15 protein-coding genes are annotated in these 15,643 nt (G+C 63.1%); 11 read left to right on the top strand and 4 right to left on the bottom strand.

Annotated elements, in window-relative coordinates; genetic code table 11:
• Positions 1 to 14: 14 nt before the first annotated feature.
• From P7228_RS02275 to P7228_RS02285, 3 genes are all read left to right on the top strand, one after another.
• Positions 15 to 395, top strand: coding sequence for a DUF3597 domain-containing protein (locus P7228_RS02275; RefSeq protein ID WP_278016606.1), 381 nt, complete (start codon positions 15 to 17; stop codon positions 393 to 395).
• A gap of 35 nt (positions 396 to 430) precedes the next feature.
• On the top strand, positions 431 to 2,290 hold the full coding sequence (locus P7228_RS02280) for a DUF885 domain-containing protein (RefSeq protein WP_278016607.1): 1,860 nt from the start codon (positions 431 to 433) through the stop codon (positions 2,288 to 2,290).
• A gap of 91 nt (positions 2,291 to 2,381) precedes the next feature.
• Positions 2,382 to 3,893 carry a CHAT domain-containing protein gene (locus P7228_RS02285; RefSeq protein ID WP_278016608.1) on the top strand — a complete coding sequence of 504 codons (1,512 nt, stop codon included), beginning with the start codon at positions 2,382 to 2,384 and terminating at the stop codon, positions 3,891 to 3,893.
• A gap of 15 nt (positions 3,894 to 3,908) precedes the next feature.
• On the opposite strand, the gene P7228_RS02290 is transcribed toward P7228_RS02285, so the two are convergent.
• Positions 3,909 to 4,442: a DUF937 domain-containing protein gene (locus P7228_RS02290; protein WP_278016609.1), complete on the bottom strand. Its 534-nt coding sequence runs from the start codon at positions 4,440 to 4,442 to the stop codon at positions 3,909 to 3,911.
• 110 nt (positions 4,443 to 4,552) lie between these two features.
• Entirely contained in the window at positions 4,553 to 6,172 is a 1,620-nt protein-coding gene (locus P7228_RS02295) for a phosphoenolpyruvate carboxykinase (protein ID WP_278016610.1), read from the bottom strand.
• A gap of 232 nt (positions 6,173 to 6,404) precedes the next feature.
• On the opposite strand from P7228_RS02295, the gene P7228_RS02300 reads away from it, so the two are divergent.
• The 8 genes from P7228_RS02300 (at position 6,405) to P7228_RS02335 (ending at position 13,469) form a co-directional block, all read left to right on the top strand.
• Positions 6,405 to 7,154, top strand: coding sequence for a response regulator transcription factor (locus P7228_RS02300; RefSeq protein WP_278016611.1), 750 nt, complete (start codon positions 6,405 to 6,407; stop codon positions 7,152 to 7,154).
• On the top strand, positions 7,147 to 8,715 hold the full coding sequence (locus P7228_RS02305) for a sensor histidine kinase (RefSeq protein WP_278016612.1): 1,569 nt from the start codon (positions 7,147 to 7,149) through the stop codon (positions 8,713 to 8,715). The genes P7228_RS02300 and P7228_RS02305 overlap by 8 nt, the downstream gene beginning before the upstream one ends.
• Positions 8,712 to 9,137: an HPr kinase/phosphorylase gene (locus P7228_RS02310; RefSeq protein ID WP_278016613.1), complete on the top strand. Its 426-nt coding sequence runs from the start codon at positions 8,712 to 8,714 to the stop codon at positions 9,135 to 9,137. The genes P7228_RS02305 and P7228_RS02310 overlap by 4 nt, the downstream gene beginning before the upstream one ends.
• 49 nt (positions 9,138 to 9,186) lie before the next feature.
• Positions 9,187 to 10,107, top strand: coding sequence for an RNase adapter RapZ (gene rapZ, locus P7228_RS02315; RefSeq protein WP_278016614.1), 921 nt, complete (start codon positions 9,187 to 9,189; stop codon positions 10,105 to 10,107).
• A 61-nt stretch (positions 10,108 to 10,168) separates the two neighbouring features.
• Positions 10,169 to 10,588: a PTS sugar transporter subunit IIA gene (locus P7228_RS02320; protein ID WP_278016615.1), complete on the top strand. Its 420-nt coding sequence runs from the start codon at positions 10,169 to 10,171 to the stop codon at positions 10,586 to 10,588.
• Positions 10,585 to 10,863 carry an HPr family phosphocarrier protein gene (locus P7228_RS02325; protein ID WP_278016616.1) on the top strand — a complete coding sequence of 93 codons (279 nt, stop codon included), beginning with the start codon at positions 10,585 to 10,587 and terminating at the stop codon, positions 10,861 to 10,863. The genes P7228_RS02320 and P7228_RS02325 overlap by 4 nt, the downstream gene beginning before the upstream one ends.
• Positions 10,860 to 11,684 carry a TrmH family RNA methyltransferase gene (locus P7228_RS02330; RefSeq protein ID WP_278016617.1) on the top strand — a complete coding sequence of 275 codons (825 nt, stop codon included), beginning with the start codon at positions 10,860 to 10,862 and terminating at the stop codon, positions 11,682 to 11,684. The genes P7228_RS02325 and P7228_RS02330 overlap by 4 nt, the downstream gene beginning before the upstream one ends.
• A 36-nt stretch (positions 11,685 to 11,720) precedes the next feature.
• Positions 11,721 to 13,469, top strand: a complete 1,749-nt coding sequence (locus P7228_RS02335) for an amidohydrolase (RefSeq protein ID WP_278016618.1) — start codon at positions 11,721 to 11,723, stop codon at positions 13,467 to 13,469.
• Between the two features lie 32 nt (positions 13,470 to 13,501).
• Here the strand turns inward: P7228_RS02335 and P7228_RS02340 are convergent, their stop codons facing one another.
• Both P7228_RS02340 and P7228_RS02345 read right to left on the bottom strand, forming a co-directional pair.
• Complete coding sequence (locus P7228_RS02340; RefSeq protein ID WP_278016619.1) at positions 13,502 to 14,218, bottom strand: hypothetical protein; 717 nt, start codon at positions 14,216 to 14,218, stop codon at positions 13,502 to 13,504.
• A 16-nt stretch (positions 14,219 to 14,234) separates the two neighbouring features.
• Positions 14,235 to 15,596: a DNA recombination protein RmuC gene (locus tag P7228_RS02345; RefSeq protein ID WP_278016620.1), complete on the bottom strand. Its 1,362-nt coding sequence runs from the start codon at positions 15,594 to 15,596 to the stop codon at positions 14,235 to 14,237.
• Positions 15,597 to 15,643 lie beyond the last annotated feature (47 nt).

The following is a 15,643-nucleotide window of genomic DNA, read 5'->3' on the forward strand; positions in this document are numbered from 1 at the left end:
TAGGAGAAATACGGATGGGAATTTTCAGCTCAATCAAGCGAGCCATTTTCGGTGAGAAGAAGGAGGAAGCACCCGCAACCACGACTGCTCCGTCGAGCGGTGGAGGCCGGGGCTGGGATCCGGACAGCACTTCCCAGGCAATCAGCGAAGTCGATGTCGAGGCACGTCTCGACGCGATGGATGGTGCTGACCGGCTCAACTGGCGCACCTCGATCGTCGACCTGATGAAGCTGATCGGGGTCGATTCATCCTACGAGAACCGCAAGGAACTCGCGCAGGAACTCGGTCGCACCGACTATTCGGGCAGCGCCGAGGACAATATCTGGCTGCACAAGCAGACCATGCAGGAACTCGCCAAGAATGGGGGCAAAGTTCCGGCCGAATTCCTTGACTGATTGACTGTCATGCGCGGGCGGCTACACCCCTGCGCATGACTTCAAACAGCTTCGAAACAACCCGTCGCCGCGTCCTTGCCGGACTCGGCGCTACGACCGCGCTCACCCTGTCCGGCTGCAGCGCGGTCGATCGCGTTCGGCCAGGCGCCCTGGCCGAAGCAAACCGGATCGGCGCCGATCGATTGCTCGAGGTGGTGGCCTACAATCTCCTCGAACACCAACCCGAGCGCGCCACCGGCCTCGGCGTGGATGTAGGCCAATATGCCAAGCTGCGCGGCAAGATGTCGGACCAGTCGCAAGCCGGGCAGGACGCCCTGGCCACGCAGTTGCGCGCCGATCTCGAACTGGTTCGGCGCTATCCGCGCGAAGGCCTGAACGCCGAGACCATCACCAATCTCGAAGTCGTCGAAAGTGCCTACGACATCGCGCTGCAGGGGCTGGCCTTGCCCTATGGCGATGTGCCGGTGGGGAGCTGGCGGACGGCACCCTATGTCGTGATCCAGAACGTCGGCAGCTATATCGACCTGCCCCGGTTCATGTCCTCGACGCAGCCGGTTGGCGATGGTGACGACGCCGACGCCTACATCGAACGGATGGAACAGATTCCCGCCGCCCTTGCAGGAGAGCTGGGGCGCATGCAGTCGGCGCGGGGAATGGGCGTAACGCCGCCCGATTTCCTGATCGACATGGCGATCAAGCAGATGAAGCAGACTATCGCCAGCGCAGGCAAGGGCGAGCTGTTCGCGGCTCCTCTGCGGGCAAAGCTGTCTGAAGCGGGCATGCCCGAAAGCCATGCCAACCGCGCAGCTTCACTGGAAAGCGGGCCAATCGCCGAAGCGTTCTCGCGGCAGCTTGCTGAGCTCGAGGCGGAGCGCGCCGTCGCCAGCTCAGATCCAGGCATTTACGCTCGCCCCAATGGCGAAGAATTCTATGCCTGGGCGCTGCGATCAAGCACCACCACCACGATGAGCCCAGATGAAGTTCACAGGCAAGGCCTGGAGGAACTCGAAGCGTTGCATGCGAGGATGGACCCCATCCTCAACGAGATCGGATACACCAAGGGGACCGTGGGCGACCGGATGCAGGCCCTCGGCGATGATCCGCGCTACAAATGGCCCGACAATGACGAGGGCCGCGCCCAGATCATGGATTTCATCCAGGACCGCATTGCCTGGATCAAGGCACAGATGCCGCGCGCCTTCAACACGCTGGTTGATCCCAATTTGGAGGTTAAGCGCATTCCTCCGGCCGAGGAACAGGGCGCGCCCGGCGCCTATGGCGGCTCCGGCAGCAAGGATGGCACGATCCCCGGTCGCTTCTGGATCAACCTGCACACCACCGATCGCCATCGCAAATACGACCTTGCCGACCTAACCTATCACGAGACGATCCCCGGCCACGTGTGGGAGGGCGAATTCTCCAACCGGCTCCCGCTAATCCGATCGATCCTTGCCTTCAACCCGTTCAGCGAAGGCTGGGCGCTCTATGGCGAACAGCTCGCGGACGAGCTTGGGGCTTATGACGAGTTCAAGGTCGGCCGCTTGGGATATCTGCAGAGCCTCGCCTTCCGCGCGTGCCGAATGGTGGTCGATACAGGGCTCCACACCAAGGGCTGGAGCCGCGAACAGGCGCGCAACTTCTTCATCGAGCGCAATGGCTCTAAGCCCGTCGAAGTGTTCAGCGAAGTCGATCGCTATTGCAGCTGGCCCGGTCAGGCGACCGGCTACAAGCTCGGCCACAGCGAAATCGTGCGCCAACGTTCACGGGCCGAAACGGAACTCGGCAGCGCCTACGATTTCAAGGCCTTCAACGACGCGGTAATCCTGGGCGGCAACGTGCCGATGGATGTCCTCGCCAAGAACGTCGATCGCTATATTGCCCAGGCATCTGGCTGAAAAAGCCGAGCAGGTTTGACCTGCTCCCCTTCGTGACGCATCCTGACGCCCGATGCGGGTTGCAGGCCGGTTCGTGACGAAGGGGACCGAGATGATCAAGCTTGCCATCGCGATACCGGCAGCGCTGCTGTTGGCTGGCTGCGGGGACACCGCGACCGCACCGGTGTCTGATACCGCGCCCGAAGCTCCGATTGTTCACTTCGCGGAGCTTCCGGAGGCGCCGCCGCCGGTCGCGATGCCGACCGAGATCGATCCCGCGATGCAAGACCAGCTCGTCAGCGCGATCTCGCGGATCGTCGTGCTGCAGCAAGTGCTGGCCAGCAAGGAAGTGACAGGCGAGGTCCTCGAGGTCGAAGCCGAACTGCCGCGCGAGAGCGCCGAGAGCGCGCTCGAAAACGCAAAGGCGAATCTCGCCGCCATGTCTCGGGGCTCGATCCCGACTTACGTACTGATCCACAACCTTGATGCGGCCGGACATTTGCGGGCCTGGCTGATCGGGCCTGATGGCGGGACGGTCAGCGGCGTATCCGATATGCCTTATGACGGCCTTACCGCCATGACAAAGGGGCTCGGTGTCAGGCGCCTCGCCATGAGCCGCAGCCGCGCGCCTCGTGGAGAACCGCTGCCGACCGAGCAGGAAATCCGCGCAGCTGAAGCGGCGGATCGCTCTCCTGAAGCCGTCGAGGAGCGACGCAGGACGCTGGCGGAAACAGCTGAACTTCTTTTGCCCGGCGTGGTCCGCGACGCACTCGGATCGCGCTCTGGGCGCCTGCTGATCATTCCGGCGCTCGACACGGGCACAGCACCCTACGCTGCGCTACCGCTCGCCAATGGTTACGCCGCAGAGAATTGGTCGTTCGTCCTGCTGCCCGATATCCCGGCTCTGTCGAACGAGGAGCCGACCTATGATTTCGGGCAGGTCGAGATCGACAAGGCAGTGATTGTCGGCGATCCCGACCTTAGCGGCGACACTTCGTGGAACTGGGCAAAGCTACCCGGTGCCCGCGCTGAAGCCCAAGCGGTAGCGCAAATGCTCGACGCGCCTGGCAACAGGTTGATGATCGGCGAGGAGGCCACTCGCAGGAACCTCGTCCGAGCGATAGAATCGCGCCGCGACACCGGCCTGGTCTACATTGCGTCACATGCCGTATCGCATCCGCGTAACCCGCTCACTCGCGGCTATGTCGCAATGTCGGGCGGACATTACTACGCTGGCCATATTCGCCAGGAGAACTTCCCCGGCTGGGACGACAACCATCCGCTGGTGGTGCTGAGCGCCTGCCAGACCGCGCTGGGCCGCACGCTTGAAGGGGGCGGTTTCGGGATCGCGCGCACCTGGACTAGAGCGGGAGCCGGCCAGGTCGCGGGCAGCCTCTGGAATGTCAGCGATTCCGCCACCAAGGTGCTGATGACCAACTTCATGCGTCAGATGAAGGCTGGCTACGCTCCTGAATTCGCCATGCAGAAGGCACAGCTCCAGACGCTGCGCCATGTCGATGACAGGGGCAGGCAACCCTTCATGAACGATCCCAAGATGTGGGCCAGCTTCACCATCTTCGGAAAGCCGAGCCGTCAGATCCGCCGCAATTCACCACAGACCTGACGAGAAATTAGCCGATCAGCGTCGCGCCATTCCGGAAACGATCGAACCGAGAATTCCGCCGAGCGCCCCGCCCATCGGGTTGCCACCGGCTTGCGCACCTCCGCCGCCGCCGGTCGCCTGCTTGGCCATGTAGCCGGCAGCGGCCATCGCCAGGATCGGCAGCATCTTCTTGAGCAGACCCTCGTCGATCCCGGTCATTGCAGCAACCTCGCCCGCAACCGATCGGCTGACGTCCTTGCTGCCGAAGATATTGCCGAGAATGTCGTTGCCCTGATTGACCGGCGTCGGCGATTGACCAAGCACGGCATCGAGCAATCCGCCGCCAAGACCGCCCCCGCCTGCTCCGCCGAGCACTGCCCCGGCCAGGCCGCCCAGCCCGCCGAGCGGATCGGAACTGCCAGCCCCTCCGGTCGCGCTGCGCCCCATGCCTGCAACGATCGCCGGCAGCAGGGCACCCGCCCCCATGCGCGCGGTCTGCTCGTCGATATTGAGTTCGCGCGCCATCGCTTCGATCGCGCCGGATTGTTGCAGCATTTGGGCCAGGCTCATGGGTATCTCCTTCTGGGGGTCTGATCTTGCAGTGGCAGCAGCCTAGAAAAGAAAAAGGCCCCGTTCCACCAAGGAACGAGGCCCCCTCTCCTAGTTGGTGTAAACTCTTGTCATGCGGCGACCGGCGCGGTCGGAGCAGCATCGCGCACGCCCTGGTCGACATGGCTTTCGAACTGGGCGAAGTTGTCGATGAACAACCGCACCAGCTTGTTCGCCGTGCGGTCGTATTCGTCCTTGTCATCCCAGGTCGAACGCGGGTCGAGAAGTTTCTGGTCGATCCCCGCTTCGGCGAGCGCCGGAACACTGACCGGCACATCGAAACCGAAATTCGGATCCTCGCGGAATTCCACGTCATCGATCTTGCCGTCGAGCACGGCGTTGAGCAGGCCGCGCGTCGCCTTGATCGGCATGCGACTGCCAACCCCATACTTGCCGCCGGTCCAACCGGTATTGAACAGCCAACACTGCACATCGCCCTTCGCGATCCGCTCCTTCAGCAGATTGCCATAAACCGACGGGTGGCGCGGCATGAATGCGGCGCCGAAACAGGTGCTGAAGGTCGCCTCGGGCTCGGTCACACCGATCTCGGTGCCGGCTACCTTGGCGGTATAGCCGCTGAGGAAGTAATACATTGCCTGGTCTGGCGTGAGGCGCGCAATCGGGGGCAGAACACCGAAAGCGTCGGCGGTCAGCATGATCACGTTGGACGGCGCGGGGCCGAGGTTCTTTTCCGAAGTGTTGGGAATATACTCGATCGGATAGGCGCCGCGGGTGTTCTCCGTCTTGCTGCCGTCGGTGAAGTCGAGTTCGCGCGTCGCCGGATCCATCGTCACGTTTTCGAGGATCGTGCCGAACATCTTGGTGGTGGCGTAGATTTCCGGCTCGCCTTCGGCCGAAAGGTTGATCATCTTGGCGTAGCAACCGCCTTCAAAATTGAACACCGCCTGGTCGGACCAACCGTGCTCGTCATCGCCGATCAGCGTGCGGCTGGCATCGGCGCTGAGTGTGGTCTTGCCCGTACCCGAGAGGCCGAAGAAGATCGCACTCTTGCCGTCGGCGCCGATATTGGCAGAGCAGTGCATCGGCATCACGCCCTGCGCGGGAAGCAGGAAATTGAGCAGGCCGAATACGCCCTTTTTCATCTCGCCTGAATATTCGGTGTTGCCGATCAGGATGAGCTTCTCGGTGAAGTTGACCGCGATCACCGTGTCGCTGCGGCAGCCGTGGCGTTCTGGGTCAGCCTTGAAGCTGGGCAGGTTGATAATGGTATATTCGGGGGTGAAGTCCGCCAGTTCGTCAGCCGAGGGGCGCACGAGCAGAGTGCGGATGAAAAGATTGTGCCACGCGAGCTGGTTTATGACGCGGACGTTGACCCGGTACTCGGGCTGGCTGCCGCCGAACAGGTCGGCGACGAAAAGCTCGTCCTGCCCATTCAAATGGGCGAGGAAATCGGCTTTGAGGACATCCCAGTGGGCCTGGTCCATCGGCTGATTGATTGCGCCCCAGTTGATCGTCTCTTCGGTCGTTGCGTCGCGGACGACATACTTGTCTTTCACGCTGCGGCCGGTGAACTTGCCAGTGTCGACTAACAAGGCCCCGTCTTTGGTTAGCTGGCCTTCGCCTCGCTTCAGCGCTTCTTCGACGAGCGCCGCGGTGCCTAGGTTTGGCTTGATATTGGCTTTTGTTTCAATGCCCTGGCTGGAAAGGGGGCGGGCAAGCGGAGTGGACACGCAATTCTCCTGCGATTTTCAGGAACGGCCTGGATTGACCCTGTCATGCGATTCGCGAGCACGACTGCATACGAATGCGCAATCTTCGGTTTTCCTCTAGAGCGACGACGCCGCAAGGTCAAACCGAGTCAGCGTCTCAAGCCGGAACATTTGCCCCGATTGAGGCGGTGCGTTGTTTCCCTGCGCCGATGCCGCTAATCCCCTGCTCTCAAACTGCAAAAAGGCTGCGTGGATGAGCGAGATGGACATTTCGGAATCTAAGCCGCGCGACGATATGGTCATCGCGCTGGTCGATGATGACCGCAATATCCTCACCACCGTTTCGATCGCATTGCAGGCCGAAGGATTCGTGACGCGCGTCTATTCGGACGGGGAAACCGCCCTCAAGGCGCTGCTCGACAACCCGCCCGATCTTGCGGTGTTCGACATCAAGATGCCGAAGATGGACGGCATGGAATTGTTGCGCCGCTTGCGAGAGCATTCCGCCCTCCCCGTCATATTCCTGACCAGCAAGGACGATGAACAGGATGAGGAAGCTGGCCTGGAGCTGGGGGCCGACGATTACATTGCCAAGCCGTTCAGCCTGCGGCTGCTGCTGGCGCGCATCAAGGCGATCCTACGCCGGTCGGACCCGACCCGCGCGCTCGTCGGCGACAGTGCCGACGTCGAACCAGCCAACCCCGCGCTGACCCGTGGTCGTCTGTTCATGGACCCTGCGCGGCATCAGGTGACCTGGGACGATGCCCAGGTTTCGCTGACCGTAACCGAATTCCTGATCCTTGAGGCGCTGGCGACGCGCCCCGGAGTCATCAAGAGCCGCAACCAGCTGATGGATGCAGCCTATCCCGACGACATCTTCGTCGACGACCGGACGGTCGACAGCCATATCAAGCGCATGCGGCGGAAATTCCGGCAGGTCGATCCGACCTTCTCCGCAATCGAAACGCTCTACGGGGCAGGCTACAGCTTCTCGGATGGCTGATACGCTGGCGCGCACGAGGCTGGACCGCGGGCTCGACTCGCTCGGCTGGGCCGGGCGGCTGTCGCTGACCTCGCGCATCCTGGTCGTCAACATCCTGCCGCTGGCCTTGCTTGGCGGCGGCATCTTCTACCTCGATTCCTACCGCAAGCAGCTCCTCGCAGAGCGCTATTCGCTTGCCCGCATTGAGGCGCAGATCACCGCCGAAGCACTCGCCGGGGCGACCCGCGAACGGCAGGAAGCGCTGGTCGTGCAGATCGGTCGCGAACAGCGCATGCGCGTGCGAATGTACGATGCCGAAGGGCGGCTGTGGGCCGACAGCTTCGCCCTCGCCGAACCATCGTTCCAGTTCAACGACGTCAAGGATGACGATTTCTCGGAAGATTTCGCGCAGATGCTCGACCGTGCGGTCGATACCATCGTCGGCGCCGATCCGATCCAGGATTATGTCGAGCCGGAAGATCCCTCGGCCGACGCCTGGCCCGAACTGAAACGTGCGCGCGAAGAGGGCCTCTCGCAGATCCAGTTGCGCGATGCGCCCGACGGCACGCCGGTCATCAATGCGGCCGCACCAGTCGGGCTCAATGGTGCGACATTGCTCACGACGCGCAACGCTGTCGACATTACCGAGAATGTGCGCGAAGCGCGCTCGACGCTGGGCATTGCGGTACTGCTCGCGCTGGGTGCCTCGATCCTGCTCTCACTTTTCCTGGCCCGCACGATCGTCGCTCCGCTCAGGTTGCTCGCCGGGGCCGCGCTACGGGTGCGGCAGGGGCGCGAGCGCTCGGTCGAGGTTCCTCGGCTGCCGCAACGCCGCGACGAGATCGGACTATTGGCTCGCGCCGTTTCAGATATGACCGACGCCTTGCGCCAGCGGATCGACGCGGTCGACAGTTTCGCCGCAGATGTCGCACATGAGATCAAGAACCCGCTTGCCTCGCTCCGCAGCGCGATCGAGTCTTTGCCGCGAGTCGAGGACCCGGATGTGCGGCGACAGCTGACCGACATCGCTACCCACGACGTGCGCCGGATCGACCGGCTCGTCAGCGAAATTTCGGACGCGAGCAGGATCGACGCGGAAATGTCGCGCGCGGTGCGCGAACGGCTCGACCTAGCCAGGCTTGTCGAGCACATCATCGGCTCACGCGAGGCGCGCGCGGAGAACCAGGACCACCGCGTAATCCTGCACACCTACGGTCGCAGCGCGATGGTGACCGGCGTACCCGCCCGGCTCGAGCGCGTGATCGAGAACCTGCTCGACAATGCGATCTCTTTCTCTCCCCTCGATGCCTCGGTCGAAATCGAGGTTCGTACCGAGGGCGACCGCGTAACGCTGACCGTCTGCGATCATGGACCGGGCATTCCCGAGGATTCGCGCGAAAAGGTCTTCCAGAGGTTTCACTCGATCAGGCCGGAAGCCGAAGATTTCGGCAATCACTCCGGCCTCGGTCTCGCCATCGCCCGCGCCATTGCCGAGGCGCATGACGGTACGCTCACCGCGCACAGCCGCGCCGATGGGGGAACCGGGGCTTGCTTGCGGCTCGAGCTGCCGGCGGCTCGATGAGCGAGGCAGAGTCACGACTGCTCCAGGCGACCGCAGTCGCGATCGGCGGGAGGGCGCTCCTTATCGAAGGACGCCCCGGCAGCGGCAAATCGACGCTTGCTCTCGAATTGATCGACCGCGGTGCCGCCCTGATCGGAGATGACGGCGTCTCGCTCCAGCTAGAGGATGGCGTGCTGGTCGTGCACCCGCCACCCCGGATCTCCAACAAGTTCGAGATCCGCGGAGTGGGGATATTCGAATTCGAGACGACTTCGGCGCCCGCCTCTTTGATCCTGAATCTCGACTTTCCGCCCGAGCGGCTGCCGGATGACCTCGCTTTGCGCGAACTACTGGGCATCAGCTTGCCGGTACTGCCGTTCGACGGCACCTCGCGGGCAGCCGCGTTGCGGGCGGAGTGGGCGCTGTCTCGCTACGGGATATAGCCACGAATGGCCCTTCCCATAGCCCGAAAAGGGCGCAAGAAGGCAGGCAATGACCGAAAGCGACCCGTCAGCCACCGATAACGCACAACAGCGAATCCTGCTTGTTACCGGCCTGTCCGGCGCCGGGAAGTCGACCGCGTTGCAAGTGATCGAGGATCTGGGCTGGGAGACGATCGACAACTTCCCCGTGCGGCTGTTGAAGCGCCTGCTCTCGCGTCCCGACGGACAGCACGGGACACTGGCGATTGGCTTCGATTCGCGTACGCGCGGCTTCGTCCCGGCCAAGATTATCGACCTTGTGAAGGAACTGGCCGAGCGGAACGACCTCTCGGTATCCACCTTGTTCATCGACTGCGCCGGAGGGGAGCTCGAGCGGCGCTACAACGAAACCCGCCGCCCGCATCCGATGGCAGAGGATCGCCCGCTCGAGGAAGGTATCCGGGCAGAGCGCGAATTGCTCGAACCAATGCGCCGCTGGGCAGACATGGTGATCGATACCAGCCAGTTTTCGACCAACCAGCTACAGCAGCACATCCGCGAGTTGTTCGAGGACCGCGACGACCGCCCCATGACCGTGACCGTCTCGAGTTTCGGCTTCGCGCGCGGCATGCCACCGCTCGCCGACCTGGTCTTCGACATGCGCTTTCTCGACAATCCGCACTGGGTCGAGGAACTGCGCGAACTGACCGGCCTCGACGAGCCGGTCGGCCAGCATATCGAGAAGGATCCGGGCTTCGCCACGAGCTTCGAACAGATTCGCAAGCTGCTGCTGACATTGCTTCCGCTCTACGATGCGCAGGGCAAGAGCTATGTCCATATCGCCTTCGGCTGTACAGGAGGCAGACATCGTTCTGTCTTTACTGCCGAACGCATGGCGCAAGGCTTGCGCGACGCAGGATTTTCGCCCACTGTCCGCCACCGCAATTTGGGATCGCGCGCGACCGACGAGATCGAAGGGAAGAAGCGTTGATACAACCCAGGTGTAAATTCATGGCGTCGCAAGGCAGCAAGTAACGGACCTGGCATATCACATGATCGGAATGATCCTGGTCACCCACGGCCGTCTCGCCGAAGAATTCGTCCACGCGATGGAGCATGTCGTTGGCCCGCAGGAAGCGGTTGCGACGGTATGTATCGGCCCCCATGACGACATGGAACGGCGCCGCAACGAAATCGCCAAGGCGATTACGGAGGTCGACAGCGGCAACGGCGTCGTCATCCTGACCGACCTGTTCGGTGGCACTCCGTCCAACCTCGCAATCTCATTGCTCGATACCGGCAAGGTCGAGGTCATTGCCGGGATCAATCTGCCGATGCTGATCCGCTTGGCCGGGGCGCGCAAAACCATGGGCGTGCTCGACGCGGTCGAGGCAGCGCAGCATGCCGGTCGCAATTACATCACGGTCGCCAGCGAGTTCCTTGGCGATGATGAACGGAGGGCGAAGGCTTGAGCGAGCTGCGTCGTTCGGTAACCATCGTCAACCAGCGCGGTCTCCATGCTCGGGCAAGCGCCAAGTTCGTCGGCGCGGTCAGCGCCCTGCCAGAATCCACCCAGGTGCGCGTTGCCAAGGGCAGCAATGAAGCGGCTGGCGGATCGATCCTCGGCCTGATGATGCTCGGCGCGGCCAAGGGCGACGATATCGAGGTGATCGTTTCGGGCGACAATGCCGAAAGCGTTCTGGGAGAACTCGTCGCGCTGATCGACGACGGGTTCGGCGAAGAGTGACCCCGCCCTCGCACCGGCGCGAGATCACCGGTTTTTCCAATCCGACCGTGAAATTCCTGCGCTCGCTGCGCGAGAAGAAGCACCGTAAGGCGGCAGGCAAGTTCCTTGCCGAAGGACTGCGCCTGCTGACCGATGCGCGCGAAAGCGGCCACGTGCCGGAGACTCTGGTGATGGCCAAGGGCCGCGATGCTCACCCGCTGCTCGATGAGCTTGAGCGCGAAGTTGCCGCGAGGGGCGGCGACATTATCGAGACCAGTCCCGACATTCTTGCCAAGATCACCGGCAAGTCAAACCCGCAGGCGGTGGCAGGCGCGTTTGCGGAACTCGACACATCGCTGGCCGGTCTCGACCGCAGCTCGAGCCCGATCTGGTTGGTCGCGCAGGAACTGCGAGATCCCGGCAATCTGGGAACCATGCTGCGCACCGGCGATGCAGTGGGCGCGGGCGGCCTTATCCTGATTGAAGATTGCGCCGACCCTTTCAGTGTCGAGGCCGTCCGGGCAAGCATGGGCGCGATATTCACTCAGCGTGTGGCCCGGGCGCGGTGGGAGGAATTTCTGCCCTGGCTGCGCAGCGGGGCAGGTCAACTGGTCGCAGCGAGCCTCCGCGAATCCGTACCCTATCGCGATGCACCTTACGCGGCGCCGTGTTTCATTCTGGTCGGAAATGAATCGCAAGGCTTGCCCGAACCGTATGAGGCCGAATGCGACCTGCGCGTCACCATGCCGATGAAAGGGCGCGCGGATTCGCTGAATGCAGCCGTGGCAGGCGCAGTGCTGGCCTACGAAGTGCTGGAAAGGCTAGACACAAGCGAGGAGTGAGCGCCGCGACCCGCAGCGCAGGGCGGAGGGAAGATCATGATGTACAGGTCGATGTTGGGTGCAATCGGGTCCTTGCTCTTGGCAGGCTGCGCGTCAACTTCCCTCGAGAACGCGAAAGCCCCGACCGCCGATCTCATCCTGGTCAACGCCCGCGTCTATACCCTCGACTGGGCCGAGCCGGGTCGTGACGGGACGCCGGCGCCCAATGCTCCTCGCAATGAAGCAGGCTGGTATCCGGATGCCGAGGCCGTCGCGATCGACGATGGCGCGATCGCCTTCGTCGGCACCTCGAGAGAGGCGCTGGCGCTGCGGAGCGACGAGACGCGGGTGGTCGATCTGGCCGGAGCGACGGTGCTCCCCGGCCTGGTCGATTCGCATTCGCATGTCGTCGAACTGGGGGCGAAGCTCGACGCGGTCGACCTGACCGATGTCGCGACCGAGGCAGAGGCGGTCGCGCTGGTCTCAGAGCGCGCGAAGTCCGTACCCAAGGGTCAATGGATCCTTGGCGCAGGCTGGGATGAAGGTGCCTGGGCCAACAATTATCCCGACAAACAGCTGCTGAGCGCTGCGGTACCAGACCATCCTGTCGCGCTCCGCAGCCTGCATGGATTCGCCGTTTGGACCAACCAGGCGGCACTCGATGTGGGTGCCATTACAGCCTTGAGCGAAGTCCCGACTGGCGGCGAGATGCGGCTCGGGGCTGACGGCCAACCCAACGGGTTGTTCCTCAATCGCGCCACCACGCTGATCGACGAGATCATGCCGGCGCCATCGGAGGCAACGATGCGCCGCCACGCAGCGATCGGCCTGCAGCGCATGGCAGAGGACGGCTATGTAACCGTGCACGAGGCCGGGGCCGATGCGAGGGCGATGCGCGCCTTCGAACAGCTCGAAGCCAGCGGAGATCTCCCGATCAGGGTCTACGCCATGCTGTCGCTGCGTGACGAAGACCTGATGCAGCGCTGGATCGCTCGCGGGCCGGATGCGGACGCCGACAGCATGCTGGTGACGCGGTCGGTCAAGGCCTATTACGACGGCGCGCTCGGCTCACGCGGCGCACGCCTGCTTGACGACTATTCGGACACGCCCGGCCACCGCGGCGTGAGCGGCGACGGCTACGGCTTCGATCGCGATCTCAATGCGGCCGCAATGCGCGCCGGTTTCCAGGTCGGGATCCATGCGATCGGCGATGCGGGCAATCGCGAGGCGCTCGACATTCTCCAGACCGTGTTCGAGCAGGATCCCGCTACGCGCGCCAATCGCCACCGCATCGAGCATGCGCAAGTCGTGTCGCCCGCCGACATGCCCCGCTTTGCGCAACTGGGCGTGATCGCATCGATGGAGCCGCCGCATGCGGTTGAGGACAAGACCTGGGCCGAGGACCGGCTTGGGCCGGACCGTATTCGCGGGGCCTATGCCTGGCGCACGCTGCGCGAGAACGGTGCGCAGCTGACATTCAACGCGGATAATCCGGGCTCCGACCACAGCATCTTCTACGGGCTCCACGCCGCGGTCACACGCCGCGACAAGAATCTGCAGCCGCAGGGCGGGTGGTATCCCGATGAAAACCTAACCATCGAAGAGGCGATCCGGGCCTATACCTCGTGGTCGGCCTATGCCGCGTTCAGGGAGCGGGAGACGGGCATTATCGCGCAGGGACGCTGGGCCGACCTTACCGTGATGGATATCGATCCCTTTGTGCTCGCCGCGTCGGATCCCGGCGCCATCCTCCAGGGACGCATTGTGATGACCGTGGTCGCAGGCAAGGTCGCCTTCGAGCGATAGCGACACCCAGTCGCAGGCCCCCTCGGCAATGGTCAATCGCCGGCGATGAAGACCTCGATCATCCAGCCGCCTTCACCCTTGCGCGCGATCAGGCGGTAATCGACCAACGAGCGAAGCTGCTCGCGCGCGACAAAGCCTTCGCGCCCTACGCGTGTGCGCACCTTGAGGAACGGCTCGTCGGAGTAGCCTTCGACAAGGTCGACCGTGTCCCACGCGACATGTTCGACCACCTCGCCATCGTCAGCCGCTACCCTTCTCACCGGAACCTTGTTCCCCAGGGCGAGCATCGCGCCAAAGGCATCGTCGACCTTCATGTCCTGCGCGAAATACCACGGCAGGATCAGGTCGCCCTCGGCATTGGTTGCGCAGCCCAGATCGAGCAGGGCACCAAGCTCTTCCCAGAGCCGGTACTGGGGATCGTCCAGCCGCTCGCGCAAGGTCGCGTGACCGAAGCCCCCGCCGAAATCGAGCTTCACCTGCGGATCGGTCAGCGCCATCAACCCGTCGGCATCGCGCTTGGCGATGATCAGACCGAGCGCATTACGAAATTCATTCGCGCCGGACAGCTTCGAACATTCGTCGCGCGGAGCAAACGGGCCCGCCTCAAGCCCGTCCGAAACGGTCGTCTTGGCAACACCCTCAATCGTCTGCTCGACCGAGTCGCGCAGTTGCTCGGACGGGGGCTTGCCCCGCTCGCAGGCGGCCAGCCCGAGACAGGCGATGATCGAAACTACCAGCGAAATTCTCATCAGAGCTCCCGAAAACTCATTCGTTCTCGGCTTCAACAGGGGGTTCGATCAGTTGTTCCGTCATATCGGCATCGCCCGAGGTGTAGCGTGGCGCGGATTCGACCAGCGGCACTTCCTCGATCTCGCGCTTGCCGATCTCGATGCCTTTCTCGGCGAGGCGCTTGCCCGATGACAGCACGTTGCGCTCGAAGCTGCCGACGAACTTGTTGTAATTGTTGACCGCACTCTCGAGCCCGCCCCCGACGCGCTTCAAATGCTCCGCCGATACGCGCAGCCTGTCGTACAGCTCCGCGCCCATCCGGCCGATCTCTTGCGCTTCGCGAGCAAGGCCGTCCTGCCGCCACACCTGCGCAACGGTGCGCGCGATCGCGACGAGGTTGGTCGGGGTCGCCAGCAGCACTTTCTTCTCGAATGCGAAGTCCCACAGTTCGGGATCGTGTTCGAGTGCCGCAGCCACGAAATGCTCGCCGGGTACGAACATCACGACATAGTCGGGCGCATCGTCGAACTGGCTCTGGTAGCTCTTGGCACCGAGCGTCTGGACATGGTTGCGCATCGACTTGGCATGGAGGTCGAGATGCCGCTTGCGCTCGCTCTCGTCATCGGCCTCGAACGCGGCCTGATAGGCGTTGAGCGAGACCTTGGAGTCGATCACCAGCTTCTTCTGGCCCGGCACATTGACGATCGCATCGGGGCGCAAGCGCCCATCTTCGGTATCGATCGAATGTTCGAGGTGAAAATCGGTGTGTTCGGCCAGCCCGCACTGTTCGAGCAGGTTCTGTAGAGCGCGCTCGCCCCAGCGCCCGCGCGCCTTGGGCGCATTGGTCAGCGAATTGCCGAGCCGTTGCGCCTCGCGCCGCACCTCTTCCTGCCCCTCGCGCATCGACTGGATAAGCCCGTGAAGCTGGCCGAAAGCATCGACCCGCTGTTTTTCGAGCGATTCGACCTGTTCTTCGTACTTCTTCAGTCGTTCGCCGACGGGATTGAGCAGCGCCTTGATCTTGGCCTCGCCCACTTCCTCCGACTGCTTGAAGCGTTCATCGGCGCGCTTGAGGAATTCCTCCTGGCTACGCGAAAGCACCTCGCCGCCAACCGCCTTGAACTGCGCGAGCATCTCTTCGCGCGCCTCGCGCATCAAGGCCATCTGCTTGTCGAAGTTTGAGGCATTCGCCTTAAGCGTGGCGAGTTCAATCTGCGCCTCGCCCAGTTCCTTGATCGCAGTCTTGAACTCGGCTTCGCGCTCCTCGGCCTCCCCTTCCGATTCCTTCAGCCGCGACCTGAGCTCGGCCACGGGGCGCGAGCCGATAAACCAGCCGAACACTCCACCAATCGCGAGCCCTAGAGCAAGCGCCAATAATGCCATCAACATCGGGTCCATCTGCAGAACATAGCTGGAACAATGAGGTCCGCCAAGTGGGCATTGGC

This window comes from Altererythrobacter sp. CAU 1644 (genome assembly GCF_029623755.1).
Lineage (GTDB): Bacteria > Pseudomonadota > Alphaproteobacteria > Sphingomonadales > Sphingomonadaceae > Erythrobacter > Erythrobacter arenosus.

Coding starts and splice junctions, on each gene's coding strand:
- P7228_RS02285 (WP_278016608.1), top strand. CDS start 2,382: ATGATCAAGCTTGCCATCGCGATACCGGCAGCGCTGCTGTTGGCTGGC.
- rapZ (WP_278016614.1), top strand. CDS start 9,187: ATGACCGAAAGCGACCCGTCAGCCACCGATAACGCACAACAGCGAATC.
- P7228_RS02335 (WP_278016618.1), top strand. CDS start 11,721: ATGATGTACAGGTCGATGTTGGGTGCAATCGGGTCCTTGCTCTTGGCA.
- P7228_RS02320 (WP_278016615.1), top strand. CDS start 10,169: ATGATCGGAATGATCCTGGTCACCCACGGCCGTCTCGCCGAAGAATTC.
- P7228_RS02300 (WP_278016611.1), top strand. CDS start 6,405: ATGAGCGAGATGGACATTTCGGAATCTAAGCCGCGCGACGATATGGTC.
- P7228_RS02340 (WP_278016619.1), bottom strand. CDS start 14,218: ATGAGAATTTCGCTGGTAGTTTCGATCATCGCCTGTCTCGGGCTGGCC.
- P7228_RS02275 (WP_278016606.1), top strand. CDS start 15: ATGGGAATTTTCAGCTCAATCAAGCGAGCCATTTTCGGTGAGAAGAAG.
- P7228_RS02280 (WP_278016607.1), top strand. CDS start 431: ATGACTTCAAACAGCTTCGAAACAACCCGTCGCCGCGTCCTTGCCGGA.
- P7228_RS02345 (WP_278016620.1), bottom strand. CDS start 15,596: ATGGACCCGATGTTGATGGCATTATTGGCGCTTGCTCTAGGGCTCGCG.
- P7228_RS02290 (WP_278016609.1), bottom strand. CDS start 4,442: ATGAGCCTGGCCCAAATGCTGCAACAATCCGGCGCGATCGAAGCGATG.
- P7228_RS02310 (WP_278016613.1), top strand. CDS start 8,712: ATGAGCGAGGCAGAGTCACGACTGCTCCAGGCGACCGCAGTCGCGATC.
- P7228_RS02305 (WP_278016612.1), top strand. CDS start 7,147: ATGGCTGATACGCTGGCGCGCACGAGGCTGGACCGCGGGCTCGACTCG.